We start from the raw sequence: 26,356 nt of genomic DNA, 5'->3' as shown, positions 1-26,356 counted from the left end.
ACATGGCCACCGCGACCTCCCACTGGACCGTCTGGGGTCTCGACGCATCGGTCACCGTCGCCGATCCCTCCGCGCTCGAGGACGCCCGCGCGATCGTCGCGACCGTCCTCGACGACGTCGACCGTGCCTGCAGCCGCTTCCGTGACGACGCCGAGCTGAACAGCTCGTCGATCCGCCGCGGACGGCCGACTCGGATCTCACCGATGCTCGCCACCCTGGTCGACGCCGCGCTCAGCGCCGCGCATGTGTCCCGGGGCGCGGTCGACCCGACGGTGGGCCAACGGCTCGTCGCCCTCGGATATGACCGCGACCTCGCATCCCTCACCGATCCGGTCCACGCCGCGGACCCCACCCGGCGGTTCCGGCGCTCGATCGCCGCGCACCGCGCGCACGCGGGCATGGTCGTGCGTCGCGGCGACACCCTGACCGTCCCGGAGGGCGTGACCCTGGACCTGGGAGCGACCGCCAAGGCCGTCGCGGCGGACCTGGCCGCCGACGTGGTCGCGTCGCGGACCGGAAGCGGGGTGCTCGTCGACCTCGGAGGGGACATCGCCACGCGCGGAGCGCATCCCTCCGGCGGGTGGCAGATCCTGGTCGACGACGGCCCCGGTCAGCCGACCGCCCAGATCGCGGTGAGCGGTGACTGCGGCGTCGCGACGTCGAGCACGCTGCACCGTCGCTGGCGTGACGCGCAGGGCATCGACCGCCACCACATCATCGACCCGTGGACGGGGCTGCCGGCCGACGAGCGCTGGGTCACCGTCACGGTTGCGGCACGGAGATGTGTCGACGCGAACACCGCCAGTACCGCATCGATCGTCACCGGGCGGGAGGGCGACGACTTCGCCGCCGGCACTGGTCTTCCTGCGCGCCTCGTCTCCGCCGACGGCACCGTGGTCAGGCTCGGCGGCTGGCCCGACGAGCGAGAGCGGGCGGCATGAGCGACGAGGCCCTCTGGGCGCTGGGCCGGGGGACCGGCCTCACCGCGCTGATGCTGCTGTCCCTGTCGATCGCGCTCGGCGTCGCGGCACGCTCGGGACGGTCTCTGCCCGGCTTGCCGCGGTTCGCGGTGTCCTCGCTGCACCGGTCGGTCGCGCTCGGGGCGACGCTGCTCGTGGTCCTGCACGTGACCACGATGGTCGTCGACCCCTACGCACAGATCGACCTCGTCGACGTCGTCCTCCCGTTCCGCGCCGGCTACGCGCCGCTGTGGGTGGGGCTGGGCACGCTCGCGCTCGACCTGCTGATCGTCGTAGTCGTGACCGGACTTCTTCGACATCGATTGAGTCCGAACGTCTTCCGTGTCCTGCATCTCGTCACGTACCTGCTGTGGCCCGTCGCGTTCGTCCACGCCCTCGGCAGCGGGACCGACACGGGTCACGCATGGATGATCGCCGTCTGCGCGGCCTGTGCCGTCCTCGTCGTCGCGGCGGTCGTCGCCCGGTTGACCCTGCCCGGCGAGTTCGCCGCCGCGCGGACGACCGCGCGCGCGAACAGGCCTCTGGCGGGTGTGCGATGACCGCGGCCGCGACGACGCCGCTCGGAGCGGCGTCGGCTCCGAGAGGTCGTCGCCGGTTGCTGGTCGGGGTGGGTGACGACCTCGACCGTCACGCCGCCGTCCACGGACCGCGCCGCCTGCACGGACCGGTGATCATCGACGAGATCGACCGATCGGGTCTGACCGGTCGGGGTGGTGCGGCCTTCCCGGTCGCCACGAAGCTCGTGGCCGCCCGGACCGCCATGACCCGGGGCCAACGCTCGGTCGTCATCGCCAACGGCGCCGAGGGTGAGCCACTGTCCCGCAAGGACGTCGTCCTGCTCATGGAGGCGCCGCACCTGGTGCTCGACGGACTGGCCGCCGTGGCGTCGGCGGTCGGCGCGTCCGAGACCTACCTGGTCGCGCCGGCGTCGCTGGCGCCGCGGTTGCGCGCGATCGTCGACCGCAGGATCGCGGTGGGGTGGGCGCGCCGACCGACGGTGGTCGTCGACGCCGCCGACCGCTTCGTCTCCGGTGAGACGACGGCGGTGGTCGACCGAGTCGCCGGGGGACCCGGACTGCCTCACGACCGACGTGTCCCGACCGCGACCGCCGGACTCCGTGGACGGCCGACGGTCGTCCACAACGTCGAGACTCTGGCGCAGGTCGCGCTGATCGACCGGCACGGCGCAGAGTGGTTCCGCGAGCGCGGCACCGGGGCTGAACCCGGTTCCATGCTGGTCACCCTGTCCGACGACCGGGAGATCCGGGGCGTCGCGGAGTGCGACATCGGTGCGCCGTTGGCCTCGGTCGTCGACCGGAGCGCCCGCGCCGTCCTCGTCGGCGGGTTCCACGGCACGTGGATCGACGGTCGTGCGATCGGGTCGCTGGCCCTGTCAGCGGGATCGCTGCGGGAGGTCGGGGCGAGTCCGGGTGCCGGGATCGTCCACTCGCTTCCCGCCGGGTCGTGCGGCCTCGAGGCGACCGTCGCGATCGTCGACCACCTCGCCGGCGAGTCCGCCGGTCAGTGCGGTCCGTGCATGTTCGGCCTCCCCGCCCTGTCCGATGCGTTCCGTGATCTCGTGACCCACGGCGGCGCCGAGCGGGCGGAGATCGTGGCGCGCTTGGCCGCCACCGTCGACGGGCGGGGGGCCTGCGCGCACCCCGACGGCACGGCGCGGCTCGTGCGGTCTGCCCTCGTCGCCTTCGCCGACGACGTCCCTCAGCACGCAGTCGGCCGATGCGCCGCCCGTACACCCGGAGGACACCGATGACCCGCACCGAGCGGACCGCGGTCCACATCGACTTCACCCGGTGCGACGGCCGGGGACTGTGCGCGGAGTTGCTGCCCGCGACCCTCGCACGGGACCCGTGGGGCTACCCGATCGCGATCGCCGACCCGCGGACGACGGATCAGCGGGAACCGGAGGTCGCGGCCTCCGACACCGGTCGCGTCGTCCGGGCGGTGCGTGCCTGCCCGCGGTCGGCGCTGTCGGTGGTGGAGACCTCCGAGCGCGCCTGACCTGCGCGGGCCTGCACGACGCAGGCCAGCGCGCCGATCACCAGACCGACCACGGCCAGCGGCGACAGCGCCTCGCCGAGGCCTATCCACGCCATGACGCCCGCGACCGACGGGATGACCGCGAACAGGATCGAGGCGCCCCGCGGCCCCGATCGCGCGATGCAGGCGGCGTAGAGCGACGTCGCGCCGATCGAGCTGAAGACGACCATGACGACGAGGAGGACGGCGGCGCGGGGCAAGTCGGTGACGTGCATCGGGTACACCGCCGCGATGACCGCGGCGAGCGGGGTGGAGGCGGTGATCCCGATCGCGGTGATGAGCGCGGGGTCCATCCCCGCGCAGTGCCGGCCCTGGTGGATCCCGCCGAGTGACAGGCCGAGCATGCCCACGACGACGGCGACGATGCCCACGCCGAGGTGGTGATCGGTCGCCAGCGACGGGGCGCAGGCGAGTACCACCGACACCGTCGCGAGGATGAGAGCGACCACACCCCAGCGGGATTCGCGATGCCCGAAGGCGGCCATCAAGATCGCCGAGGTGGCCACCGGGTTCAGGGCCACGATCAGCGCCGCGAGACCGGCGGGCACACCGTGCGACAGCCCCCAGTAACACCCGATGAACTGCACCCCCTGCGTGAGGAGGCCTGCGATCGCCGCGTGCCCGAGCTGTCGGCGCGGCGGCAGCGGCACCCTGCGGACCGCCAGCAGCCCCCACAGCAGCACCGCGGAGACGGCGAATCGGATGAGGATGACCAGGAACGGGGACATCACGGCGATCGTCGCCGCGCCGATCGGGTAGCCGGCCGCGTACAACACGACGGTCGGCACCACGAGGCCGATCGACATGGTGCTCGCTGAAGATGCAGTGCGGGTCATGGGTCCACCGTGCGACCGTCGGCGTCGAGGCCGCAAGAACGTTCACGATTCGTTGACGGTCGTCATGGCACACTGGCGGCCATGGTGACCCTCGACATCCCCCGGTTGCGGAGTCTCGTGACCGTCGCGGCGGTCTCCGGGGTCCGCCCGGCAGCCGAGGCGCTGCACCTGTCCCCGGCCGCGGTCAGCGGACACATCCGCAAGCTCGAGGCCGAGCTGGGATGCCGGCTCCTCATGGCCCAGGGTCGCGGAGTGGGGCTCACCAGCGACGGGGAGGAACTCGTCGGCCGTGCACGGGCACTTCTGGAGGCCCACGACGCCGCCGTGCGTGCCCTGTCACCGCCGGGCGACGGGGAATTGCTGGTCGCGGCCACCGAACACGCCGCCGAGTTCCTGGTCCCGGCGGTCGTCAGGACCCTCGACCGCCACCATCCGGAGATGGACGTCCGCGTCCGGCTGACCCGCAGCGAGCGTGTCCGACAGCTCGCCGACGACGACCGTGCCGACGTCGCGTTGATGCTGACCCGGCCGGCGCTGGGGAGTGTCCACATCGCGGATCTGCCCCTGCAGTGGATGAGCGCCGACGGTGTGGCCTCGGAGTCGCTGGTGCTCTTCGCCAACCCGTGCGCCGTCCGGCATCTGGCGATCGCGTCCCTCGCCGGCAGGGACTACCACGTGCAGCGCGAATGTGCCGATCTGAGCACGGTTCTCGCCAATGCCCGCGGCGGTGCGGGTATGACGCCGCTGCCACGCATCGGGCCCGTGCCCGACGGTCTGCGACGCGTGCGGGACCTGCCGGACATCCCCCACGTCCCGCTCTACGCGATGTTCGGTGACCGGGTGCAGCCCGGCACCCGTGCCGCGGTGGTGGCGGCGCTCCGGGCACGACTCGGGTGAATCCCGGCGCGTCATGGTGCGCAGGGGGCTGCGGCGAGGACCCCTGGTGGGCACAATGTGCAGATGCGCTCGATCTGGAAAGGCGATCTGAGCTTTGGCCTGGTGAACGTCCCGGTCAAGGTCTACTCGGCGACGGAGTCGCACGATCGCACCTCGCATCAGGTCGACTCGAAGGACGGCACCCGGATCCGCTACCGCAAGGTGCGTGAGGGAACGGACACCGAGGTCGAGTTCTCCGACATCGCCAACGCCTACGAGGCCGACTCGGGGGAGACGGTGATCCTCACCAAGTCCGATCTCGCCGAGCTGCCCGTGCAGCGGAGCCCGGAGATCTCGATCACCGGCTTCGTGCCCGAGGAGCAGGTCGACCCGATCTACTTCGACAAGCCGTACTACCTCGAGCCGGCGTCGAAGTCGACGAAAGCGTATGTGCTGCTGCGGCAGGCGCTGGCCGAGACCGAGCGTCTCGCGATCGCGACGTTCACCCTCCGCAACCGCACCCGGCTGGCCGCCCTGCGCGTCGTCGACAACGTGATGACCCTGCAGACGTTGCTGTGGCCCGACGAGGTCCGCAAGCCCGAGTTCGCCTCCCTCGACGACGAACCCGAGATCCGCCCGCAGGAGTTGTCGATGGCGCAGTCGCTGATCGACAGCATGGCCACCGATTTCGACCCGGACGAGTACGAGGACACCTACCAACTCGAGCTGAGCAAGCTCATCGAGGCGAAAGCGCAGGGCAGCGAGGCGTTCCCGACCGCCGAGGAGTCCGACGACGCGTCCGACGACGACTCCGAGGTCGCCGATCTGCTGGCGGCCCTGCGTGCGTCGGTGAAGAGCCGCGGCGACTCGACCGATTCCGACTCCTCCGGTGGCGGGTCCACGACGAAGAAGGCCCCGGCGAAGAAGGCGGCCGCGAAGAAGACCACCGCCAAGAAGGCACCGGCGAAGACCGCAGCGAAGTCGACCGCGAAGAAGACCGCTGCCAAGAAGACCACCGCGAAGAAGGCCCCGGCGAAGAAGGCGGGCTGAGCCCGGTGCGGATCCTCCTCGTCGACGAGCGGATCCCGGATCCGACCAGCGGCGCGGGGTTCCCTCGCGCTCGCGAGATGCTTCGGTGCCTGGTGGACGACGGGCATCGCGTCGAGGTGTATCTCGTTGCCGCGTCGGACGAAGAGCGGGAGAGGGTGACGGCGGCATTCACCGGTGCGGTGCGGTTCCATCGGTCACGGGGTGTGCGGGGGTTGCGTCGGCTCCTCCGGCGTCGTGTTCGTTCGTTCGACGTGGTCATCCTGAGCCGCCCAGGTCCGCTGCAGATGTACCACGACACCGGTTTTCGGCCGCGACGGCGCGGTCGACCAGGCGTGGTCCATGACGCCGAGGCGCTCGAGACCCCACGAGAACGACTCCGCCGCGGACTGTATCCGCCGCAGATGACCGACGCGGAATTCGCCGATGAGATGACCGTGGAGCTCGATCGGATGCGGGGCGTCGACGCGATCATGACGGTGGGCCCGCAGGACAGAGCAGTGATCGCTGCGCATCACGACGTACCGATCCATGTGCTCGCGCATTCCGATCGGGTCAGTCGGAGCGGCCCGGGGTTCGCCGACCGATCAGACCTCCTCTTCGTCGGACGGCTGGAGGGCACACCCGATCGCTTCCCCAACGTCGACTCGGTGGTCTGGTTCGTGACCGAGGTGCTGCCGCTCCTCGACGAGATGCTCGATCACGAGGTCCGACTGCACCTCGTCGGTCATGTCGAGTCCGAGGAGGTGTCGGCGCTCGCGTCGGATCGCGTCGTGGTCCATGGCCGGCTCGACGATCTCACCGGTCTGTACGACCGGTGTCGTGTGTTCGTCGCGCCGACACGCTTTGCCTCGGGGATCCCCCACAAGGTGACCGAGGCGCTCGGCCGAGGCATCCCGGTCGTGGCGACGCGCCTCCTGACGGACCAGTTGGGGATCGACGGTCGGGTCTGCGGGTCAGCAGACACGGCAGGGGAGTTCGCACAGGAGTGCGCCCGCCTCTACACCGACGAGCAGGCATGGGTGGATTCCCGGGAAGAGGGATGGGCGTACGTCGAGACCGCGTGTTCGCCGGTGGAGTTCCGCCGGACCCTGGCGCGGGTGGTGAACGAGGTCGCGTCGGCGTGACGAACGGGCGAGCCCGATGACGTGGTTGCCCCCGACCGTGCCCCGGGCCGGGAGTCGGCCCGGGGCACGTCACCGACCGATCAAGTCCCCTTGACGTTGAGGATCTGCCGGAGGGTGTGGTCGACGGAGACGAGGGCCTCGGCGTCACGCATGATGACGTCGATGTCCTTGTAGGCCATCGGGATCTCGTCGATCCAGTCGGCGCCGTGGCGGTACTCGATACCGGTCATCGCCGCCGCGAGGTCGTCCTCGGTGAAGCGTCGCTTCGCCTCCGCCCGCGAGAACCGGCGGCCGGCACCGTGCGGTGCCGAACACAGCGACGCGGCGTCGCCCTTGCCCGTGACCACGTACGAGCGCGTGCCCATCGACCCCGGGATGAGTCCGCGCACGCCCGCTCGAGCATCGATCGCACCCTTTCGCGTCAACCACACCTCACGACCACCGTGGGTCTCCCTGGCGGTGTAGTTGTGGTGACAATTGAGGCGCTCGACCTCGAGCGACGCCGGGTCGTCGGTGCCGGACCAGTGCGCGAGCGTCTGCCGGAACCGGTCCATCATCTCCGCCCGGTTCTCCGCCGCGAATCGCTGAGCCCATGCGAGGTCGCGGAGGTAGGCGTCGAGCTCGTCGGTCCCCGAGGGGACGTAGGCGAGATCGGCGTTCGGCAAGCGAACATGCCACTGGCGGCAGAGCTTCTGGGCGAGGGTGATGTACCTCGACGCGATGCGGTGTCCGACACCTCGCGAGCCCGAGTGCAGGAACATCCACACCCGGTCGGCCTCGTCGAGACAGAGCTCGATGAAGTGGTTCCCGCCACCGAGCGACCCGAGCTGCTCACGCCACTTCGGTGAGTGCGTGAGGTCGACGGCGTCCCGCTCGGCCAGCTCCTCCAACCCTGCGATCCGCGCTGCGGTGAAGGCGAACCGGTCGGTCCCGCGGTTGTAGTTGCCGGGGGACAACGGGATCGCCGACTCGATCGACTCCCGGAGCGCGGTGAGGTCACGCCCGGTGATCGACGCGGCGTCGAGCACGGTGCGGACGGCGATCATGCCGCAACCGATGTCGACGCCGACCGCGGCAGGGATCACGGCGTCGACCGTGGGCAGCACCGTGCCCACCGACGACCCACGGCCGTAGTGGGCGTCGGGCATGAGGGCGACGTGTGGGTGGACGAACGGCAGCCGGGCAGCCTCGATCGCCTGCTCGACGGTCTTGTCGTCGAGGACGGATGCGAAGCTGAGCAACTTGTGGTTGCCGACACGGGTGGGCACGGGATTCTCCTCTCGATGTGCCGACCCAGTGTTCGTGTCGAGAGGCTGTGGTGCAACGGAATTCCCGCGCCCGGACAAGGTGGTCGTCAGTCGTGGAGCGAGGCGCGGATCCAGTTCGAGAACTCGCACGCCAGGTGCATCTGGTGCGCGTCGGCGATCGGCGGCGGGAGCAGGACGGGGAACTCGACGGCGAGCCGCGCACGGAAGCCGGTCCCCTCGTCGCGGAACTGGTGGCGCACGCCGCCGATCCGGACGCCCAGCGTCGAGGAGGCGACACCCTCGACCCGTGAGGAGAAGTCCGGGTCCTGCGGCGTGCGTAGTGATGCGAGATCGTCGTAGTCGATGGTGAGCCGCAACGGCATCGGCGCGTTGCCGACGGTCTCGGTGACCTCGTTGTGGCCTTGCGGCGACCGCCGCACCATGTAGTGATCGGGACAGGCAACCAGCATCCGCGGCTCGTCAGCCGTCTCGACACGGTCGGTGAACCACGCGGCGAACGCGGTCGCGGAACCGGTGTCCGACAGGAGATCGGTACGCGCGATGCGTCGTCGCCCGCGGGACACGACCGCGGCCACCGAGGCGACGCGCGCCGTGATCGCGAGCTGCCGGCCGATCCGCTTCTCGATGCCGGAGTGGCCGAGTTCGAGCTTGCGCTCCGTCAGGGTGCTCCGGAGATCGTCGATGTCGACAGTCGCGGCGTCGACGTCGCGGACCCCGAGGCGTCGCAGCACCGAGGCCGCGCGGCGACGTTCCCACCGTTCGACCTCCGACGGCGGGATCTCCCGTCCGCCGACGATGACCCTGATCGCCGCTGCCATACCGGCGAGCCTACGACTTCGGCGTACCGCGCCAATCCCCGAACGGCTCGTCGCGTTCGCGGACAGCCTGCTTGAATCCGGCTGTCGCCGAACGGCTCTGGAAGGCGTAGCCCTCGCGAGTGTGGCGGGAGACCCCGTCGAACACCGTGCTGATCATCGCCGAAGTGGCCACACCCTGTGACAGCAACGCACTGTTCAGGGCGAGTTTCACCATCATCAGCTGGTTGATCGGCATCCGGGCGATGCGGGCGACGTAGTCCTCGACGACCTCGTCGAGCTGATCCGCCGGCGCGGACTCGACGGCGAGTCCCCAGTCGACGGCGGTCTTCCCGTCGATGCTGTCGCCGGTGAACAGCATCCGCTTGGCGCGTTGGTCTCCGATGCGGTGCGCCCACAGTCCCGTCGACGGCACACCCCACACGCGGACGGGTGGATAGCCGATGCGGACGTCGTCGGCGGTGATGATCTGGTCGCAGTGCAGCGCGATGTCGGTGCCGCCGGCTATGCAGAAGCCGTGCAGTTTGGCGACGACGGGCTTGTCGGCGTGCAGCAGACTGGCGAAGCCTCGTCCGTTACGGCTCATCATCGCGTAGTCGACCATCGGGTCCCACTGCCCGCTCGGGTCGTGGTTGGTCGCCTGGACCACGGGGTCGAGGACGGTGCCGTCGACGCTCACCTGATGGGTGGCCTTGCCGGTCTCGTCGGCGCCCGGGTCCTCCCACCGTTCGGCGAACATCCCGAGGTCGTAGCCGCCGCAGAACCCCTTGCCCCGCCCCGACAACAGGATCACGTGGACGCGCGGGTCGAGGTCGGCATGTTCGACGGCCGCCGCGATGTCGCGTGGGGTGTCGGCGGTGATCGCGTTGCCGTGGCGCGGGCGGTTGAAGGTGATGCGGGCGACGCGATCGGTGACCTCGTAGGTCAGTGTCGGGAACTCGAGCGAGTCCGGTGGTGTGCGGTGCCGCGCCGCGGAGACCGGCGGCACGGCTGTCCAGTCGTCGCGCCAGCCGGCAGGCCGATCGCCGCCGTCGGTCGGGGTAACGATGTCCGAGTCGTCGCTCATGGTGTGACACTAGCCACATGGGGATCCTGACCTACGGCATGCACATCTCCCTCGACGGCTACATCGAGGACGAGACCGGGAGCATCGGGTTCGGCGTCCCCGACGAGGAGATGCACAAGGCGTCCAATGTGCAGGCCCGCGACACGGCGGCCTTCCTGTTCGGACGTCGCCTGTACGACGTGATGGAGGGCTTCTGGACGTCCCCCGACCGCGACGACGCAGAACCGGTCGAGGCGGAGTTCGCCCAGATCTACCGTGCGACGCCGCGCATCGTGTTCTCGGACTCCCTGGAATCGGTGCCCGACGGGTGCCGACTCGTGCGCAGCGCGGAGACCCGCGACGAGATCGTGCGCCTGAAGGCGGAGACCGCGGGGACGCTCAGCATCGGCGGGGCACGACTGGCCGCGTCCGTCGCCGACCTCGTCGATCAGGTGGACCCATATCTGCTCCCCACGGTGCTGGGCGGTGGCACGCCGTTCTACCCGAGCGGCCACCGATGGGAGCTCTCGCTCGCCGAGTCGCGGGTCTTCCGGGCCTCGGGGTGGACCTACCTGCGCTACCTGGTCCAGCGCTGAGGGATGGGGCCTAGCCTCGCTGCATGAGAGATCTCGTCGGAGTCCACCGCGACGGCCCGGTCACCACCGTCACCATCGACCGCCCCGACGTCCGCAACGCGGTCGACCGACCGACGGCCGAGGCGCTCGCCGCCGCGTTCCGCGCGTTCGACGCCGACGACGACGCGGCCGTCGCGGTTCTCGCCGGGGCGGGGTCGACGTTCTGCTCCGGCGCGGACCTGGGAGCCATCGCGGGCGATCCCGCGCGGATCAACCGCTTCGCCCCCGACGGCGACGCCCCGATGGGGGTCTCCCGGATGGAGCTGTCGAAGCCGGTGATCGCCGCCATCGAGGGGTACGCCGTCGCGGGCGGGCTCGAGTTGGCGCTCTGGGCCGACCTCCGCGTCGCGGCCGACGACGCGGTGTTCGGCGTCTTCTGTCGCCGGTGGGGCGTGCCGCTGATCGACGGAGGGACGGTCCGACTGCCGCGACTGATCGGCGAGAGCCGGGCCATGGACCTCATCCTCACCGGGCGCGCCGTGCACGCCGACGAGGCGCTGACCATGGGACTCGCGAACCGCGTCGTCGCGTCGGGCACCGCCGTCGAGGCCGCACAGACCCTCGCCCGCGAACTCGCAGCGTTTCCTCAGACTTGCCTCCGGCAGGACCGGTTGTCCGCCCGCGAACAGCACGGCCTGTCCCTGCCTCAGGCGCTGCTCAACGAGACCCGGCACGGCGCGACGTCGCTGGTCAACGGCACGGCAGAGGGTGCTGCGCGCTTCGCCGCCGGAGCCGGGCGACACGGCGCTGCGGCCGACGCCGACTGACCCGACGAGCGTCTCGGCACCCGGCGCCGACCCCATGGCGTCCAGTCGGCGCCGGAATCGTCCCCACCGCTCTGGCACCCTGGATTCGGACATCGTCGGCGCAGCGTGAGAGGGGTGGTTCGTGGCACACCCGACCCTGCGTCGTGCGCACCCGGAGGCACCGCCCCGGCCGAAGACGCCCCGCCGACGCATCTCGGCCCCGGAGGTCGCCGAGGCCGCGGTCCTGGCCGACGTCGCCGCCGCCATCTGTGTCCTGAGCCGCATCCTGCCGATCGCCGGCGCGGCCATGCTCGTCGCGTCGATCCCGTTCGCGGTGCTCGGCATCCGACGACGACTGTCGGTGTGTGTGCTCGCGACCGTGGTCGGATGGATCGTCGGGCTGCTGTTCGGCGGGTACACGGCCGCGAACATGGTCGGCGCCGCAGCGATCGCGGGCTGCTTCTCCGGTATCGCGATCCGACGGGGATGGTCGCCGCCGTCGGTGATCGTGCGGGCCCTGGTGATCGTCGGTGTACCGTCGGCCGCCCTCACCACCGGTCTCCTCGCCGTGTTCTCGAGCTACCGCGAGTTCGTGTTCGACAACATCCGCAACGGAATCGGCGGGACCGCCCGACTCTTCGCCAACGCGGGCATCGCCCAGGTGGAGGAGTTCGACGCCGCCGTACGGCGCGCCCTCGAGGTGTGGCCCGTCACGATCGCCGTCGTCGGGCTCATCGGCTCCACACTCGGCGTGCTGCTCACGACGTTCTTCGTCTGGCGGCCGGCGCGGTCGATCGCGCGCCGGCTGGGCGCGGTCGCGACCGACGACGCCCCCGGCGACGACACCGCCGTGGTCGCGCCGGTCCCCCTGCACGCCCGCGGCGTCACGGTGGTGCACCCGGAGACCACCGTGCCCGCGATCGCCGGTGTCGACGTCGACGTGCTGCCGCGGTCCCTGGTCGCGGTCGTCGGACACAACGGCGCGGGCAAATCGACCCTGGCCCGCGTGATCTCGGGCCGGACCCCGACCGCCGGTGAGGTGTGGCGCCCGGGCGCGGTCGGACTCGGGATGCCCGGCGGAACGGCGATGATCGGGCAGCGACCGGAGACCTCCGTGCTGGGCCTCGCCGTCGGCGACGACCTCGCCTGGGGTGTGTCGGACATGACGCCGGAGCGCTCGCAGGCGGTGCTCCGTCGCGTCGGACTCGACCTGGACCTCGACGCCGAGACGTCCCGGTTGTCCGGCGGACAACTTCAGCGGCTGGCCGTCGCGTCGGCGCTCGTCCGCGACCCCGCGCTCCTCGTGAGCGACGAGAGCACCGCGATGATCGACGCCGCGGGCCGCGACGGGCTGATGCGGCTCTACCGCGGACTCGCCGACGCGGGCACCGCCGTCGTGCACGTGACCCACGATCCCGCCGAGATGACGGGTGCCGACTCGACGGTCGTCGTCCCCGGCGGCACCTGGGAGCCCGCGGTCCCCGTGGCCGACGGAGGCGGCCGGTGGCTGCGCGGCGGCGCGGTACGCGTCGACAGCCTCCGATTCGCCCACGACAGCGGCACCCCGTGGCAGCGACCGGTCCTGCGCGACGTGTCGATGTCGATCACGCCGGGGCAGACGGTGCTCATCACCGGTGCCAACGGTGCCGGCAAGACCACCTTGGCGCGCGTGCTCGCCGGGATCGAGAAGCCGGTCGAGGGAACGGTTCTCGTCGACGGGGAACCGGTCCGCAACGACCGCACCTGCGCCCTCTACGGCCACCAGTTCGCGCGACTGTCGCTGGTCCGCTCCCGCGTCCGCGACGACATCTGTGACGCCGCCGGCGTCGACCGCGCGAACGGCCGCCTCGTGTGGCAGGCGCTTCGAGAGCTCGGGCTCGACCCGGCACAGGTCGCCGAGGCCCGGATCGACAACCTCAGCGTCGGCCAGCAGCGACGGGTGGCGTTGGCAGGACTGCTCGCGGCCCGACCGCGCCTCCTGGTCCTCGACGAGCCGCTCGCCGGCCTCGACACCGCGTCGCGACAGGCGATGGTGGCTGCCCTGGCGCGGGTCCGCGCCTCGGGCACCACGCTGGTGATCGTCACACACGACGAGACCGAGCTCATGGCGATCGCCGACCGGGTCGTCGAGGTGTCCCCGTTGCCGGACGTCGACGAGCCGCTGCGCGGCAAGGCATCTCGCGCGTCGCTGATCGGTGTCGTGGGTCGTGTGTTGCCGCAGCCGTCACCCGCGAAGCGACTGTGGGTCGGGACCAAGGTGCTGGCGATCGTCGCGACGGCCCTCATGCTCGGCTGGAACCCGTCGTGGACGACTGTCGGCGCCGCTGCGCTCGTCGCGGTGGCATGGACGCTCGCCGGGCGGATCTCGCTGCGAACGCTTCCCCGCCTGCCGTGGTGGGTGCCGGTGGTCGCGCTCCTGGGCGGCTCGCTCACCGCGTTCGGCGGCGGCGCGCCCTACGTGACGGTCGCCGACGTCCGCCTCGGACTCGGTGGTGCGAGCACGTTCGGGATCCTCATCTCCATCACCGTCGTCTCGCTGTACCTGTCGCTGCTGTTCTGCTGGACGACGCCGATGGTGGAGGTGCCCGCGTTCCTGCAGCGGGTCGTGGGCTGGTTCGCTCGGGTGCGCATCCCGGTGCAGCCGGTCGCGGTCGGGGTGACCGTCGCCCTGCGGCTGCTGCCCTTCCTGCTCACCGACTTCCGCGCCCTCCTGCAGACGATCGGCCAACGCCGCACCCCCGGCCCGCAGTCGATCACGCAACGGGCGGTGCAGTGGAGCGCCTGCCTGCCGATCGTCTGCAGCCTCGCCATCCAGAACGCCCGTGAGGTCGCCACCTCGATGGACAACCGCGGCGGCATCGGTCCGGTCGCGCGCCGGGACCGGCGGCCGGGCGTCGTCGACGTGCTGGTCATCCTGGCGATCCTCGCCCTCACGATCAGCTGCGCGACGCTCGTCGGCAGTTCTTATTGACGACCCGTCAATAAGCTGGGTACCGTGGTCGGCAGACCGAAAGGAATGCCATGACCCAGGTGCAGGACCGTTCGACCGGTGGTGCCGGTGATCGTTCGTCGGAGTTCCTCGACGTCGTCATCGTCGGCGCGGGGCTCTCGGGGATCGACGCCGCCTACCGGCTCGTCGAGCGCAATCCCGGTATCCGCTACGCACTGCTCGAGCAGCGTGACCGCATCGGCGGCACGTGGGACCTGTTCCGCTACCCCGGGATCCGGTCCGACAGTGACATCTACACGCTGAGCTATCCCTTCCGCCCCTGGGAGGGGGAGAAGAGCATCGCCGATGGTGCCGACATCCGGCAGTACATCGCCGACGCGGCCGACGAGTACGGCATCACCGAGCGGATCCGGTTCGGGGTGTCCGTGCGTTCGGCCGATTTCGACACCACGACCGACGAGTGGACCGTCGTCACCGAGGTCGGCGGCCAGACGCAGACCGTGCGATGCCGGTTCTTCTTCCTGTGCACCGGCTACTACGACTACTCCGGCGGCTACACGCCGGAGTTCCCGGGCATCGAGGACTTCACGGGCACCGTCGTGCACCCGCAGCAGTGGCCCGAGGACCTCGACCACGCCGGCAAGAAGGTCGTCGTGATCGGCAGCGGCGCAACGGCGATCACGCTGATCCCGTCGATGTCCCGGGACGCCGAGAAGGTGACCATGCTCCAGCGGTCGCCCACGTACATCACCATCCTGCCGTCGAAGGACCGGATCGCACACGCTCTGCGCAAGCGACTGCCCGCCGGCCTCGCGCACCGCATCGTGCGGTTCAAGAACGCCGGGATCGCCTTGGCGTTCTACCTGTACTGCCGCAAGTACCCGGACTCGGCGCGCGCTCGTCTGCGCGGTCTGGCCAAGCGTGTGCTGCCCAAGGACTACGACGTCGACACGCACTTCAACCCGACCTACAACCCGTGGGATCAGCGGCTCTGTGTCATCCCCGACGGCGATCTGTACCGGGCGATCAAGAAGGGCAAGGCCGACATCGTCACCGACACCATCGCGTCGTTCGACGCGACCGGTGTCCGGCTGTCGTCCGGCGATCACCTCGACGCCGACATCGTCGTCACCGCGACGGGTCTGCAGCTCCTGGTGTTCGGTGGAATCCGGCTGTCGATCGACGGCGAGGAGATGAAGCCGAACGAGCACGTCCTCTACCGGGGTCGGATGCTCGACGGAGTGCCCAACTTCGCGTGGACGTTCGGCTACACGAACGCGTCGTGGACGCTGCGGGCCGACCTGACCTCGAAGGCCGTGGCCGAGCTGATCGCCTACATGGGTCAGAACGGGTACACCCACGCCTACCCGGACCGCGGTGACGCGCCGCTGCCGCAGGAGCCGATGGTGGACCTGAAGTCCGGGTACATCGCGCGTTCGGCCGACGCGCTGCCGCGCTCGGCGCCGGAGCAGCCGTGGCGTGTCCGGGCCAACGTGGTGCTCGACACGATCGACGAGAAGCGCGGCAAGGTCACCGACGCGATGACGTTCGGTCGGGTCCGTCAGACCGCCGACGTCTGAGTCGTCCTATCGCGCCGCGAGGTGCTCCCGGATCGCCGGGAGCACCTCCGCCGTCGCCGCGAGGGTGGTCGCGTGGTCGGTGCCGTCGACGACGAGCAGTCGGCAGCCGGGGATGGTCGCCGCCACGTGGCGGGTGTCCTCCAGTCGCCCGCCGTCCTGTGACCCGACGAACGCCAGTGTCGGAGAGGTGATCTCGGCGAGATCGTCGTCGGGGACGCCGGGCTCGGCGTCGACGCTCGTCATGTAGGCGGCCAGTGCGGTCGCGTCGTTCGCCTCGAACGCGGCACGGCTTCCCGGGTCGAGGGTCGTGCCGCGCTGTCGTTGCCAACCCTCCAGGAACGCCGCGGTCCCCTCGTCGCGCAGGACGGCCACGCATCCGGGGAAGAACAGATCGTCGAAAGCTCCCTTGAGCGCCCGAGAACTGGTGCCGCCGAGGACGAGTCGGTCGAGCCGGTCGGGATGTGTCGCCGCGAAGGTGAGCGCCGCGCGTGAACCCAGGGAGTACCCGACGATGCTCACCCGGTCGAGGCCGAGTTCGTCGATCACGGCGATGATGTCGCCCACGAGCCGGTCCATCGTGTACGCAGCCGGGTCGTGCGGCTTGCCGCTGTGGCCGTGCCCGCGAAAGTCCGGCATCACCAGGCGGTGGTCGTCACGGAGAGCGTCGACGTAGCCGAACGTTCGCCACACCGCCTGCGACAGCCCGCTCGGGTGGAGCAGCACCGCGGGACTGCCCCGCCCGGCCTCCCGGTACGCGATCGACACACCGTCGGGGCTCGAGACGCGGTCCATGCGAAGCAGGGTAGACACATCGGCGTGAACTCCACCTCGCCGACGTTCCTCGTCCTCGATCTCGCCGGGACGTTCGCGTTCGCGCTGAACGGCGCGTGGACGGCGATGCGGGTGGCCCGCCTCGACATCGTCGGCGTGGTGACGCTGGGGATGATGACCGCGCTCGGCGGCGGGTTCATCCGCGACACCATCCTCGACGCGCTGCCGCCGGCGACGTTCTCCGACTGGCGGTATCTCGCGGTCGCCGCGGCCGGCGCCCTCGTGGCGTTCGTGTCAGGTCAGTTCGCGGACAAGTTGGCCACGCCGATTCTCGTGCTGGACGCGCTGGGGCTCAGCCTGTTCGCGGTGAGCGGCGCGCTGAAGGGCGTCGGTTTTCAGGTCGGGGTGGCGCAGGCGGTGATCCTCGGTGTCATCACCGCGGTCGGCGGCGGCAGCCTGCGCGACGTGCTCATCCGGCAGATCCCGGCCGTCCTGACCAGCGGGCTCTACGCGATCCCCGCTGTGGTCGGTGCTCTCGTGGTGGTCGCCGGGACGCAGATGGGCGTCGCGGCCCTCCCGTCGGCGATCGTCGGCGCCGCACTCTGCTTCGCGATCCGCATGGCCGGCGTCCACTTCGGCGTCAACGCGCCCGGTCCGATCGGCCGTGGCCGCGCCAACGCTGATCCGTAGCGATCTTTCCCGCTCAGCGGGAAGAACCGCTACGGATTCACCCCGGGGCGACGCGCCCGGAATAGCGTGACATGTCACCTAGTTGTCTCGAAGGCGCCGGAGATCCCGACGTGCGAGACACCAGGAGGGTCACCATGCATCAGCTCGACGACAAGACGGCTCTGGTCACCGGCGGGACCTCGGGCATCGGGCTCGCCACCGCGCAACGGCTGGCCGCCGAAGGGGCCCATGTGTTCATCACGGGAAGGCGAGCGCACGCGGTCGACGACGCGGTCGCGTCGATCGGCGAGGCGGCCACCGGGGTGGTCGGCGACGTCACCGATCCCGCCGACCTCGAGCGACTCGCCGAGGCCATCCGGTCGCGCGGACGAGGACTCGACGTCGTCTTCACCAACGCCGGGGGCGGGGAGTTCGCGAGCCTGGAGGACGAGACGCGCGAGCACCTCGCCGACACCCTGAACCGCAACGTGGGCGGCACGGTGTTCACCGTCCAAGCGGTGCTGCCGCTCCTGAACGAGGGCGCGTCGATCGTGCTCGCCGGGTCCACGTCGGCGTCGGAGGGCGTGCCGGCGTTCGGCGCCTACGCCGCGTCGAAGGCGGCGGTCCGCTCTCTGGGGCGTACCTGGGCCGCGGAACTCGCCGGGCGCGGCGTCCGCGTCAACACGGTCATCCCCGGGCCGACCAAGACCCCAGGACTCGCCGGCCTGGTGCCGGACGAGCAGCAGCAGGGGTTCCTCGACGAACTCGGCTCGGCACTGCCGGTCGGTCGTGTCGGGCGGCCCGACGAGATCGCCGGCGTGGTCGCGTTCCTCGGATCCGACGCGAGCAGCTTCATGACCGGCAGCGAGGTGTTCGTCGACGGCGGCTCGATTCAGGTCTGATCGGGTCGGGGGAGCGTCCCGGTCCGCAGGAGACTCTCGTGGGCGACCTCCAGCGCCTCGCGGAGCTGTCGCGTCCGATCGTCGTCGAGGTCGGGGAAGAACGCCGACCGCACCCAGGCGGCGTGCACGGGTGCAGCGGCGTCCAACTCGCGCGTGCCGACCTCGGTCAGCACCACATCGGTTGCGCGACCGTCCGATTCGCACGCAGCCAACTCGATGAGATCGCGGCTGGCCATCCGCCTCAGGTGTCGTGACAGTCGGCTGCGTTCCCACCCGATCGTCGCGGCGAGAACCCCGAGGCGCGCACGTCCGTCGGGACGCTGCGACAGCGCGGTGAGGACGGTGTAGTCCCCGAGGGACAGGCCGCTGTCGCACAGCAGCTGGTGGTTCATCTCGTACTCGAGACGGTGGTGGACACGCATGTAGGCGAGCCAGGTCTGCTGCTGCGCGGCGGTGAGCCCCTCGTCGCGAGGGAGATGGGACGGACCCGCCACACCGTCTCCGATCGCCGTGGACGCCACTCACCGGATGGTAGCCGGGGGATCGGCGGATCAGCGTGTCGCGAGGGTTCCGATGATCGATCGTGCGGTGTCGGCGACGACGTCGCGGTCGGTGGTGATGCACCACCGCACGGTTCCCCGGGGGTCCGACGCGATCAACGGGGACGCGATGACGGCGACGGCGTGGTCGGCACCGATGGACGCGACGGCGAACGCCCCGGGATCGGGGAGCCCCGGCGATCGGGGGCCACGCACGCCGGGACGGGGTGACGGACCCAGCCCGGGAGCGCTGATGCCGACGAAGGCGTGTCGTCCCGACAGGCCCCGATAGCGTCCCGCGACCTCCGCGGACAGGTGGCGCGCGCCGTGCACCATCGCGACGACGCAGCCGGCCCGGTGTTCCGACGCGGCCATCGACTCGACCAGGGCGCAGGCGTCGACGGCCTCCCGGGCGTCGCCGAGCGCGGTGGGTGCGTCGTCGAGGATGTCGGGCAGCGAACGGATGCGGCCGCGACGGCTGTCGACGATGCGGATCGGCGAGGACTCGGCCGGTCTGTCCGGCAGCCGTCCGGGACGGCCGTACCGGTAGCCCTGGGCGAGCGTGGCCCCCATCGAGACGGCGCACTGCTCGTGCTCGTCGGTCTCGACACCCTCGGCGAGGATGACCGACCCGCGGCGCCGGGCGAGGTCACCGGCTGCGTTGATCGCCCGCGCCGCCTCCAGGCCGTGCGCGGACATCTGGGTGAGGGTCCGATCGAGCTTGACGACGTCGGGAGCGACGACGTCGAGCAGGGCGAGGCACTCGGGCAGCGCCCCGACGTCGTCCAGCGCGATCCCGAATCCCAGGGCCCGAGCCCATTCCACGCCGGCGACGACCGTCGGCGGGTCGTCGAGGAGGGTGCGTTCGGTGAGCTCCAACACGACCCGGATCCCGGTCTCCGTGCCGTCGGGATCGGCCAGGACCGGTGTGGGACCCCATGGTGGCGGTGCCGCGAGGCAGTCGGGCTCGACGTTGACGAACACGTGACGCGCGGCGCCGGGTCCGCGGTGGTGCATTCCCTCCACCGCGCGGCGACGACACCACCAGTCCATCGTCGCGGCCGATCCGTACCGTCGTGCGGCGTCGAACGCCTCCACCGGCGAGATACCGGGCAGGACAGGCCATCGGGCCAGCGCCTCGTATCCGGCGGTGCGCCCGGTGGCGGGCTCGACGACGGGTTGGAAGACGGGCACGACGCAGGACGGATCGTCCAGGATGGCTGACATCCTGGATCCCGGTGTACGCATCTGATCCCCCGACCTGCTGCACGCGGTGTCCCCCGAAACCGCTACAGAGACCGACGATAGTGCACTGGTTGTTCGGCTACGGTCACGCGGATCCGCTGCGCGATCCTGCAGTGGCCCAGCGGGTAACGTGCGTCACATGGCGGTGGCTGACGAGGTGCCCGGTTCCCTGGGGACAACCCTTGTCTCCCGCTTGCAGAGTCTGCGGGATGCAGTGCTGTGGAAGATCGAGGGCGTCGACGAGTACGACCTCCGGCGGCCACTGACGCCGACCGGCACGAACCTCCTGGGTCTCGTCCGGCATCTGAGCGCCGTCGAGTTCGGGTACTTCGGTGACGTGTTCGGTCGTCCCACCGAGACGGAACTCCCGTGGGCAGGCCATGAGGATGAGAACGCAGACATGTGGGCAACGGTCCACGAGACCCCGGTCGACGTCGTCCGCCTGTATCGGGAGGCGTGGGCCCATGCGGCGCAGACGTTCGCGCGATGTGACCTCGACACCCGTGGGCGAGTCCCGTGGTGGCCGGACGAACGACGTGATGTCACCCTGGGCGCGATCCTCGTCCACATGATCGGCGAGACGGCGCGTCACGCCGGTCACATGGACATCCTGCGCGAATCATTGGACGGGGCAGCGGGTCTCACCGACGGCAACGACAACCTTGCACACCCCGACGCCGATGACCGGGCCGCCTACGTACGGCATCTGGAGAAGGTGGCGCGAGACGCCACCGGGAGAGGGCAGCCATGACCGACCAGCAGTCCGGCGCGAACGCATCCCCGGGACGCGCGCGGCAGAACGCGATCTACACCGCCGGTGTCTTCGGTGATCGGCCCCGGGTGCCGGCGGACTTCTCGGAGTTGGAGCGCCGAGCCCGTGCCGCCATGTCCGAGCGGGCATGGGCCTACATCGCGGGTGGGGCGGGTGAGGGTTCGACGATGTCCGCGAACCGGGCGGCCTTCACCCGCTGGGAGATCGTCCCGCGGGTGTTGCGCGACGTCTCGCGTCGCGACCTGTCCGTGGAGTTGTTCGGCCATCGGCTGCCCGCGCCGGTGCTGTTCGCCCCCGTCGGGGCGGGGGAACTGGCCCGTCCCGGATCCGACGTGCTGATCGGTGAGGCGGCAGCGGAACTCGGTGTGCCGTACATCTTCTCCAATCAGGGGTGTTCACCGATGGAGGAGACCGCAGCCGCGATGGAGGCGGTGCGGTCCGGGGCACCCCGCTGGTTCCAGCTCTATTGGTCCACCGACGACGACCTCGTGACCAGCCTGGTCCGGCGTGCGGAGGCGATGGGCGCGCAGGCCATCGTCGTCACCCTCGACACCACGATGCTCGGTTGGCGCCCACAGGATCTCAACATCGGGTCGCTGCCGTTCGCGCGGGCGGAGGGGATCGCCCAGTACACCTCGGACCCGCGGTTCCGGGACATCGTCGCGGCCCGGTTGGCCGCGCCGGATCGCCCTGCGGGCCCGAAGGTCCGCGTCACGCGGTCGGCGGTCGCCGCACTCGCGTCGATGGCACGACGGGTCCCGGGGTCGTTCCTGTCCAACCTGCGCTCACCGGTCCCGCGGGAATCCGTGCAGACCTTCCTCGACATCTACTCCCGGCCGTCGCTGAACTGGGACGACATCGCCGGCCTCTGCGATCGCACCGATCTGCCCGTCGTGCTCAAGGGGATCCTGCATCCCGACGACGCCGCGCGCGCGGTCGACATCGGTGTCGGCGGGATCGTGGTGTCGAACCACGGCGGTCGGCAGGTCGACGGGTCGATCTCGGCGCTCGACGCACTGCCGGGGATCGCGTCGGCGGTCCGCGGGCGCGCGCACGTCCTGTTCGACTCCGGGATCCGCACCGGCGCCGACGTCTACAAGGCGCTGGCGCTGGGCGCCGACGCCGTGTGTGTCGGGCGGCCGCACATGTACGGACTGGCGATCGACGGGCGCGACGGTGCCCGGGACGCGGTCGCGAACATCATCGCCGAGCTCGACCTCACGCTCGGACTGGCGGGGCAGACGTCGATCGGCGACCTGTCACCGGATGTGTTGCGTCGCGCGGACTGTGGGTGCGGTCAGTCGAGCCACACCGACCGTGCACCGCTGTCGCCGACGAGGTAGACCATCACGATCGCGCCGATCCCGAACACGACGATGGCGAGACCGAACACCCACGTGGACAGGGTGACCGCACGCGCAGGGAGTGTCACCGGCACCCGGTTCATGATCGCCGGTGTGTGCAGTGCCCAGAAGAGCACGACGAACACGAACAACGGTGCGACCCAGATGATCATCTGGTCGCCCAACTCGACGTGATCGGCCAGATCCGGGTTGAGCGGCATCTTCGACTTCTCCAGCGTCTCACCGGCGCTGGTGGTGAGCGGGGTCATCACCACGGCGACGAGCCCGACGATGGGCGCGATGATCCCGATCCGTCGCCGCGCTGCCGGCCAGGCGACCGCGACGATGCCCAGGAGGGCGGCGAGCGGGATCGCCACGACGGTGAGGTGCACGAAGAGGGGATGGGCGGGGATGCCCCCGATGGTGTCCACGCGACCGATCGTAGGTCGTGACCGCACGCGTGCGGGGGATTCGTCCGATTCCCCGCGATGAGTTTCGCGCGACCCCGGGGTCTGTCCCCATGTCACCGTCATCTCCGAGGCATCAGGGAGCCACCATGAGCGAGAACATGTCCACCACCACGCCCGTCGCGACACCCACCACACCGGTGGAGGCGCGCCGACCCCGCACCTGGATCGCCGGGACGGTTCTGACGGTGGTGATCGCGGCGTTCCTGGTGTTCGACGTCCTGGGCAAGCTGTTCCAGCCCGATTCCGTCGTGAAGGGCACCACCGACCTCGGGTTCACCACGGATCAGGCGACGGTGATGGGAATCGTGCTGGCCCTGTGCACCATCGTCTGGCTGATCCCGCGGACCGCCGTGCTCGGCGCGATCGGGATCACCGCGTACCTGGGAGGCGCGGTGTGCGCCAACTGGAACGCCGACAAGCCGTTGATGAGCACAACCCTGTTCGCCGTCTACCTGGGCGTGCTGCTCTGGATCGCCGTGCTGCTGCGTCGCCCGGCGCTCCTCGCCGTTCTCGGGCTGCGACGCGGCCGCTGAGGATCTCCCGGGATCAGAAGTCCCGCAGCGTCTCCGGGAGGTCGTCGGGGACGCGGGAGGAGAAGTCGGCGGGCCGCTTCTCGAGGAACGCGGCCACGCCCTCCTTGCCGTCGGCGATGCTGGTGTAGAACATCGCCAGCGAGTCGACACGGTGGGCGTCCACGGGCGACCGGGCGGCACTGTTGCGGTACATCATCTGTCGCGTGAGAGCGGTGCCCACCTGGGAGCGTCCGTCGGTGAAGCGGTGGGCAAGCGCGAGTGCGGCGTCCATCAACTCGTCGGGGGCGTGGACGCTGCGGACCAGGTTCATCTCCTTGGCCGTGGCGGCGTCGACGATGTCGGCGGAGTAGACGAGTTCGAGGGCGTTCTGCATCCCGACGACGCGGGGAAGGAACCAGGACGAGGCGGCCTCGGGCACGATGCCGAGACGACCGAAGACGAAACCGATGCGGGCCTTCTCGGATGCGAGGCGGAAGTCCATCGGCAGCGTCATCGTGGCGCCGATGCCGACCGCGGGACCGTTGATGGCCGCGATCACCGGCTTCGTGCACCGGAAGATGGCGAGTGACACGCGTCCACCGGTGTCGCGGACGCCGCTGACGATGGCGGGGTCGTCGAAGTGGTCGTGCATGTCCTGCAGGGTCGGGCGCAGCGTCTCGTCGAGTCCGAAGACGTTGCCCTCGCTGCTGAGGTCCATGCCGGCGCAGAACGCCCGGCCGGAGCCGGTCACCACCACCGCGCCCACCGCGGGGTCGGCGGACACCTCCTCGAACGCGGCCTCGAGGTCGTCGGCCATCTGAACGGTGAACGCGTTGAGGGCGTCGGGACGGTCGAGGGTGAGGACAGCGATCCCGTCGGTCACTTCGTATCGGACGGTCTCACGCTGCATCGCGTCTCTCCTTCGTCACCGGGCGGTCGGTGCCGCATCCGTTGTCTCCACCGTGTCACCTTCACCGTGTCACACGGACCGGCCGCCCGCGTCAGACGCGTTGTCGGGCGAGGCGGTCGATGCGGGGGAGGGCCAGCGCCATCACCGCCAGATAGCCCGGCGCCCACAGCGGCACGCCGAAGCTCACCACGCAGCCGCCGCGGGTGGGGATCACCTCGTGGCGGGTCGCCGGGACGCCGAGGACCTTCCACGCCCACGCCCGCCCGTCGACGAACTCGGTGATCTGGAAAGGGAGGGGAACGCCGACCGGCGTCCAGACGCGGCCGCGGGAGCCCGCGGTCAGCGGACCCGGGCCGTCGAGCTCGGCGCCGGACACCGACGGACCCCACACCGGCCACGCCTCGAGGTCGGTGATGACGTCCCAGGCCGCCTCCGGCGGGACAGGCATCGCCCGGTCGACCGTCGGCATGGCATGGCGGAGTCCGAGGCGCATGTCCACGACCCTACGAGCCCCTACGCGAGCACAGCCCCTTGCGAGGCGGAGCCCACGAGCTTCGTGTACTTGGCCAGCACCCCACGGGTGTAGCGCGGGGGCAGCGGTGCCCATCCCTCGCGGCGGGACTCGAGCTCGCCCTCGTCGACGAGGAGGTCGAGCGTGCCCTTGCCGACGTCGAGCCGGATCCGGTCACCGTCGCGGACGAACGCGACCGGGCCGGCGTCGACCGCCTCGGGGGCCACGTGTCCGACGCACAGCCCGGTGGTGCCACCGGAGAACCGGCCGTCGGTGAGCAGCAGGACGTCCTTGCCCAGACCCGCACCCTTGATCGCGCCTGTGATGGCGAGCATCTCGCGCATCCCCGGGCCACCCTTGGGGCCCTCGTACCGGATGACGACGACGTCGCCGGCGGTGATGGTGCCGTCCTCGAGGGCGTCCATCGCGGCGCGCTCACGCTCGAAGACACGCGCGGTGCCCTCGAAGACGTCGGAGTCGAAACCCGCCGACTTCACGACCGCGCCGCCGGGCGCCAGCGAGCCCTTCAGGATGGTGATGCCGCCGGTCGGGTGGATGGGCTCGGCCATGGCGCGCAGCACCTTGCCGTCGGGATCCGGCGGCGCGATGTGGGCGAGGTTCTCGGCCATCGTCTTGCCGGTGACGGTGAGGCAGTCGCCGTGGACCAGGCCCGCGTCGAGCAGGGCCTTCATCACGACGGGCACGCCGCCGATCTGGTCGACGTCGGTCATGACGTGCTTGCCGAACGGCTTCACGTCGGCGAGGTGCGGGACACGCGAGCCGATGCGGGTGAAGTCGTCGAGGGTGAGCTCGACCTCGGCCTCGTTGGCGATCGCCAGCAGGTGCAGCACCGCGTTGGTGGACCCGCCGAACGCCATGACGACGGCGATGGCGTTCTCGAACGCCTCGCGGGTGAGGATGTCGCGGGCGGTGATCCCACGACGGAGCAGCTCCACGACGGCCTCGCCGCTGGCGTGGGCGAACTGGTCGCGACGACGGTCGGGTGCCGGCGGGGATGCGCTGCCCGGCAACGACATCCCCAGCGCCTCGGCGGCGCTCGCCATCGTGTTGGCGGTGTACATGCCGCCGCAGGCACCCTCGCCCGGGCAGATCGCGCGCTCGATGGTGTCGACGTCCTCGCGGGACATCAGCCCGCGGGAGCAGGCGCCGACGGCCTCGAAGGCGTCGATGATCGTCACCTGGTGCTCGCTGCCGTCGGAGAGCGTCGCGAACCCCGGGAGCGTCGATCCGGCGTAGAGGAACACGCTCGCGAGGTCGAGACGCGCAGCCGCCATGAGCATCCCGGGCAGCGACTTGTCGCACCCGGCGAGCAGGACCGATCCGTCGAGACGCTCGGCGCTCATCACGGTCTCGACGCTGTCGGCGATGACCTCCCGCGACACCAACGAGAAGTGCATGCCCTCGTGGCCCATCGAGATGCCGTCGGAGACGGAGATGGTGCCGAACTCCAGTGGGAAACCGCCGGCGGCGCTCACACCACCCTTCACCGCCTTGGCCAGCCGCTCCAGCGACAGGTTGCAGGGGGTGATCTCGTTCCACGACGAGGCCACGCCGATCTGCGACTTGCCCCAGTCGTCGTCGCCCATGCCGACCGCGCGCAGCATCCCGCGCGCCGCCGTCTTCTCCAGGCCGTCGGTGACGTCCCGGCTGCGGGGCTTCACGTCGGGGGAGGGGTTCTCGGTCGACATGGCGTCTCCTGACTGCGAGGGGTGGATCGGTGTTCGACGT

The 26,356-nt window shown here is 70.6% G+C and carries 27 protein-coding genes; 16 read left to right on the top strand and 11 right to left on the bottom strand.

Annotation, left to right across the window (positions count from 1 at the left end):
• The first annotated feature begins 2 nt into the window (after positions 1-2).
• The 4 genes from Q1A98_RS01185 to Q1A98_RS01170 are packed head-to-tail and all read left to right on the top strand — an operon-like array spanning position 3 to position 2,999.
• Entirely contained in the window at positions 3-941 is a 939-nt protein-coding gene (locus Q1A98_RS01185; protein WP_299569236.1) for an FAD:protein FMN transferase, read from the top strand.
• The gene (locus tag Q1A98_RS01180; protein WP_299569235.1) at positions 938-1,519 is read left to right on the top strand and encodes a ferric reductase-like transmembrane domain-containing protein; all 582 of its coding nucleotides are present in this window, start codon (positions 938-940) and stop codon (positions 1,517-1,519) included. The genes Q1A98_RS01185 and Q1A98_RS01180 overlap by 4 nt, the downstream gene beginning before the upstream one ends.
• Positions 1,516-2,751 (top strand): NADH-ubiquinone oxidoreductase-F iron-sulfur binding region domain-containing protein, encoded by a 1,236-nt coding sequence (locus Q1A98_RS01175; RefSeq protein WP_299569233.1) that lies wholly within the window; start codon positions 1,516-1,518, stop codon positions 2,749-2,751. Before Q1A98_RS01180 ends, Q1A98_RS01175 begins: the two co-directional genes overlap by 4 nt.
• Positions 2,718-2,999, top strand: coding sequence for a ferredoxin (locus Q1A98_RS01170; protein WP_366943307.1), 282 nt, complete (start codon positions 2,718-2,720; stop codon positions 2,997-2,999). Before Q1A98_RS01175 ends, Q1A98_RS01170 begins: the two co-directional genes overlap by 34 nt.
• Here Q1A98_RS01170 and Q1A98_RS01165 read toward each other — a convergent pair.
• Positions 2,891-3,874, bottom strand: a complete 984-nt coding sequence (locus Q1A98_RS01165) for a DMT family transporter (RefSeq protein WP_299569230.1) — start codon at positions 3,872-3,874, stop codon at positions 2,891-2,893. The two genes, Q1A98_RS01170 and Q1A98_RS01165, sit on opposite strands and share 109 nt — an antisense overlap.
• Before the next feature lie 81 nt (positions 3,875-3,955).
• Here Q1A98_RS01165 and Q1A98_RS01160 point away from each other — a divergent pair, with 81 nt between their 5' ends.
• The 3 genes from Q1A98_RS01160 (at position 3,956) to Q1A98_RS01150 (ending at position 6,924) form a co-directional block, all read left to right on the top strand.
• Positions 3,956-4,771 (top strand): LysR family transcriptional regulator, encoded by an 816-nt coding sequence (locus Q1A98_RS01160; RefSeq protein WP_299569228.1) that lies wholly within the window; start codon positions 3,956-3,958, stop codon positions 4,769-4,771.
• A 63-nt stretch (positions 4,772-4,834) separates the two neighbouring features.
• Complete coding sequence (locus tag Q1A98_RS01155) at positions 4,835-5,800, top strand: Ku protein (RefSeq protein WP_299569226.1); 966 nt, start codon at positions 4,835-4,837, stop codon at positions 5,798-5,800.
• Positions 5,801-6,201: 401 nt separating this feature from the next.
• A complete protein-coding gene (locus Q1A98_RS01150; RefSeq protein ID WP_299569224.1) occupies positions 6,202-6,924 on the top strand; it encodes a glycosyltransferase family 4 protein in 723 nt (240 codons plus the stop codon).
• An 80-nt stretch (positions 6,925-7,004) separates the two neighbouring features.
• Here Q1A98_RS01150 and Q1A98_RS01145 read toward each other — a convergent pair whose 3' ends face one another.
• From Q1A98_RS01145 to Q1A98_RS01135, 3 genes are all read right to left on the bottom strand, one after another.
• Entirely contained in the window at positions 7,005-8,192 is a 1,188-nt protein-coding gene (locus Q1A98_RS01145) for an RtcB family protein (protein WP_299569222.1), read from the bottom strand.
• Positions 8,193-8,278: 86 nt separating this feature from the next.
• Complete coding sequence (locus Q1A98_RS01140; RefSeq protein ID WP_299569221.1) at positions 8,279-9,010, bottom strand: hypothetical protein; 732 nt, start codon at positions 9,008-9,010, stop codon at positions 8,279-8,281.
• A 10-nt stretch (positions 9,011-9,020) separates the two neighbouring features.
• The gene (locus Q1A98_RS01135) at positions 9,021-10,073 is read right to left on the bottom strand and encodes a crotonase/enoyl-CoA hydratase family protein (RefSeq protein WP_299569220.1); all 1,053 of its coding nucleotides are present in this window, start codon (positions 10,071-10,073) and stop codon (positions 9,021-9,023) included.
• A gap of 17 nt (positions 10,074-10,090) precedes the next feature.
• Here Q1A98_RS01135 and Q1A98_RS01130 point away from each other — a divergent pair, with 17 nt between their 5' ends.
• The 4 genes from Q1A98_RS01130 to Q1A98_RS01115 all read left to right on the top strand — a co-directional run bounded on the left by Q1A98_RS01130 (position 10,091) and on the right by Q1A98_RS01115 (position 15,963).
• Positions 10,091-10,648 carry a dihydrofolate reductase family protein gene (locus Q1A98_RS01130; RefSeq protein WP_299569219.1) on the top strand — a complete coding sequence of 186 codons (558 nt, stop codon included), beginning with the start codon at positions 10,091-10,093 and terminating at the stop codon, positions 10,646-10,648.
• Between the two features lie 23 nt (positions 10,649-10,671).
• Positions 10,672-11,454: a crotonase/enoyl-CoA hydratase family protein gene (locus Q1A98_RS01125; RefSeq protein WP_299569218.1), complete on the top strand. Its 783-nt coding sequence runs from the start codon at positions 10,672-10,674 to the stop codon at positions 11,452-11,454.
• A 121-nt stretch (positions 11,455-11,575) separates the two neighbouring features.
• The gene (locus Q1A98_RS01120) at positions 11,576-14,404 is read left to right on the top strand and encodes a DUF2232 domain-containing protein (protein WP_299569216.1); all 2,829 of its coding nucleotides are present in this window, start codon (positions 11,576-11,578) and stop codon (positions 14,402-14,404) included.
• A gap of 50 nt (positions 14,405-14,454) precedes the next feature.
• Positions 14,455-15,963, top strand: coding sequence for an NAD(P)/FAD-dependent oxidoreductase (locus Q1A98_RS01115; RefSeq protein ID WP_299569214.1), 1,509 nt, complete (start codon positions 14,455-14,457; stop codon positions 15,961-15,963).
• A gap of 6 nt (positions 15,964-15,969) precedes the next feature.
• On the opposite strand, the gene Q1A98_RS01110 is transcribed toward Q1A98_RS01115, so the two are convergent.
• Positions 15,970-16,755, bottom strand: coding sequence for an alpha/beta hydrolase (locus Q1A98_RS01110; protein WP_299569213.1), 786 nt, complete (start codon positions 16,753-16,755; stop codon positions 15,970-15,972).
• Between the two features lie 24 nt (positions 16,756-16,779).
• Here Q1A98_RS01110 and Q1A98_RS01105 point away from each other — a divergent pair, with 24 nt between their 5' ends.
• Both Q1A98_RS01105 and Q1A98_RS01100 read left to right on the top strand, forming a co-directional pair.
• Positions 16,780-17,424, top strand: a complete 645-nt coding sequence (locus tag Q1A98_RS01105) for a TRIC cation channel family protein (RefSeq protein ID WP_299569212.1) — start codon at positions 16,780-16,782, stop codon at positions 17,422-17,424.
• A gap of 134 nt (positions 17,425-17,558) precedes the next feature.
• On the top strand, positions 17,559-18,305 hold the full coding sequence (locus Q1A98_RS01100) for an SDR family oxidoreductase (RefSeq protein ID WP_299569211.1): 747 nt from the start codon (positions 17,559-17,561) through the stop codon (positions 18,303-18,305).
• Here the strand turns inward: Q1A98_RS01100 and Q1A98_RS01095 are convergent.
• Together Q1A98_RS01095 and Q1A98_RS01090 are read right to left on the bottom strand one after the other, a co-directional pair.
• Positions 18,296-18,826 carry a MarR family winged helix-turn-helix transcriptional regulator gene (locus Q1A98_RS01095; RefSeq protein ID WP_299569209.1) on the bottom strand — a complete coding sequence of 177 codons (531 nt, stop codon included), beginning with the start codon at positions 18,824-18,826 and terminating at the stop codon, positions 18,296-18,298. The genes Q1A98_RS01100 and Q1A98_RS01095 overlap by 10 nt on opposite strands.
• Before the next feature lie 30 nt (positions 18,827-18,856).
• The gene (locus Q1A98_RS01090) at positions 18,857-20,071 is read right to left on the bottom strand and encodes an EAL domain-containing protein (protein ID WP_299569208.1); all 1,215 of its coding nucleotides are present in this window, start codon (positions 20,069-20,071) and stop codon (positions 18,857-18,859) included.
• Between the two features lie 157 nt (positions 20,072-20,228).
• Between Q1A98_RS01090 and Q1A98_RS01085 the strand changes: the two genes are divergently transcribed.
• The gene (locus Q1A98_RS01085) at positions 20,229-20,840 is read left to right on the top strand and encodes a DinB family protein (RefSeq protein ID WP_299569207.1); all 612 of its coding nucleotides are present in this window, start codon (positions 20,229-20,231) and stop codon (positions 20,838-20,840) included.
• On the top strand, positions 20,837-22,204 hold the full coding sequence (locus tag Q1A98_RS01080; protein WP_299569206.1) for an alpha-hydroxy-acid oxidizing protein: 1,368 nt from the start codon (positions 20,837-20,839) through the stop codon (positions 22,202-22,204). The genes Q1A98_RS01085 and Q1A98_RS01080 overlap by 4 nt, the downstream gene beginning before the upstream one ends.
• On the opposite strand, the gene Q1A98_RS01075 is transcribed toward Q1A98_RS01080, so the two are convergent.
• Complete coding sequence (locus tag Q1A98_RS01075) at positions 22,159-22,635, bottom strand: DUF2231 domain-containing protein (RefSeq protein WP_299569205.1); 477 nt, start codon at positions 22,633-22,635, stop codon at positions 22,159-22,161. The genes Q1A98_RS01080 and Q1A98_RS01075 overlap by 46 nt on opposite strands.
• A 125-nt stretch (positions 22,636-22,760) precedes the next feature.
• Here Q1A98_RS01075 and Q1A98_RS01070 point away from each other — a divergent pair, with 125 nt between their 5' ends.
• Positions 22,761-23,207: a DoxX family protein gene (locus Q1A98_RS01070; RefSeq protein WP_299569203.1), complete on the top strand. Its 447-nt coding sequence runs from the start codon at positions 22,761-22,763 to the stop codon at positions 23,205-23,207.
• A gap of 13 nt (positions 23,208-23,220) precedes the next feature.
• Here the strand turns inward: Q1A98_RS01070 and Q1A98_RS01065 are convergent, their stop codons facing one another.
• The 3 genes from Q1A98_RS01065 to ilvD all read right to left on the bottom strand — a co-directional run bounded on the left by Q1A98_RS01065 (position 23,221) and on the right by ilvD (position 26,316).
• Positions 23,221-24,096, bottom strand: a complete 876-nt coding sequence (locus tag Q1A98_RS01065; protein ID WP_299569202.1) for a crotonase/enoyl-CoA hydratase family protein — start codon at positions 24,094-24,096, stop codon at positions 23,221-23,223.
• Positions 24,097-24,187: 91 nt separating this feature from the next.
• The gene (locus Q1A98_RS01060; protein ID WP_299569201.1) at positions 24,188-24,589 is read right to left on the bottom strand and encodes an SRPBCC family protein; all 402 of its coding nucleotides are present in this window, start codon (positions 24,587-24,589) and stop codon (positions 24,188-24,190) included.
• 20 nt (positions 24,590-24,609) lie between these two features.
• Entirely contained in the window at positions 24,610-26,316 is a 1,707-nt protein-coding gene (gene ilvD / locus Q1A98_RS01055; RefSeq protein ID WP_299569200.1) for a dihydroxy-acid dehydratase, read from the bottom strand.
• Positions 26,317-26,356 lie beyond the last annotated feature (40 nt).

Origin of the sequence: uncultured Williamsia sp. (assembly GCF_947494875.1) — a bacterium.
GTDB lineage: Bacteria > Actinomycetota > Actinomycetes > Mycobacteriales > Mycobacteriaceae > Williamsia_A.
The sequence above is the reverse complement of the archived record's forward strand: the minus strand, read 5'-3'. Positions and strand labels throughout refer to the sequence as shown.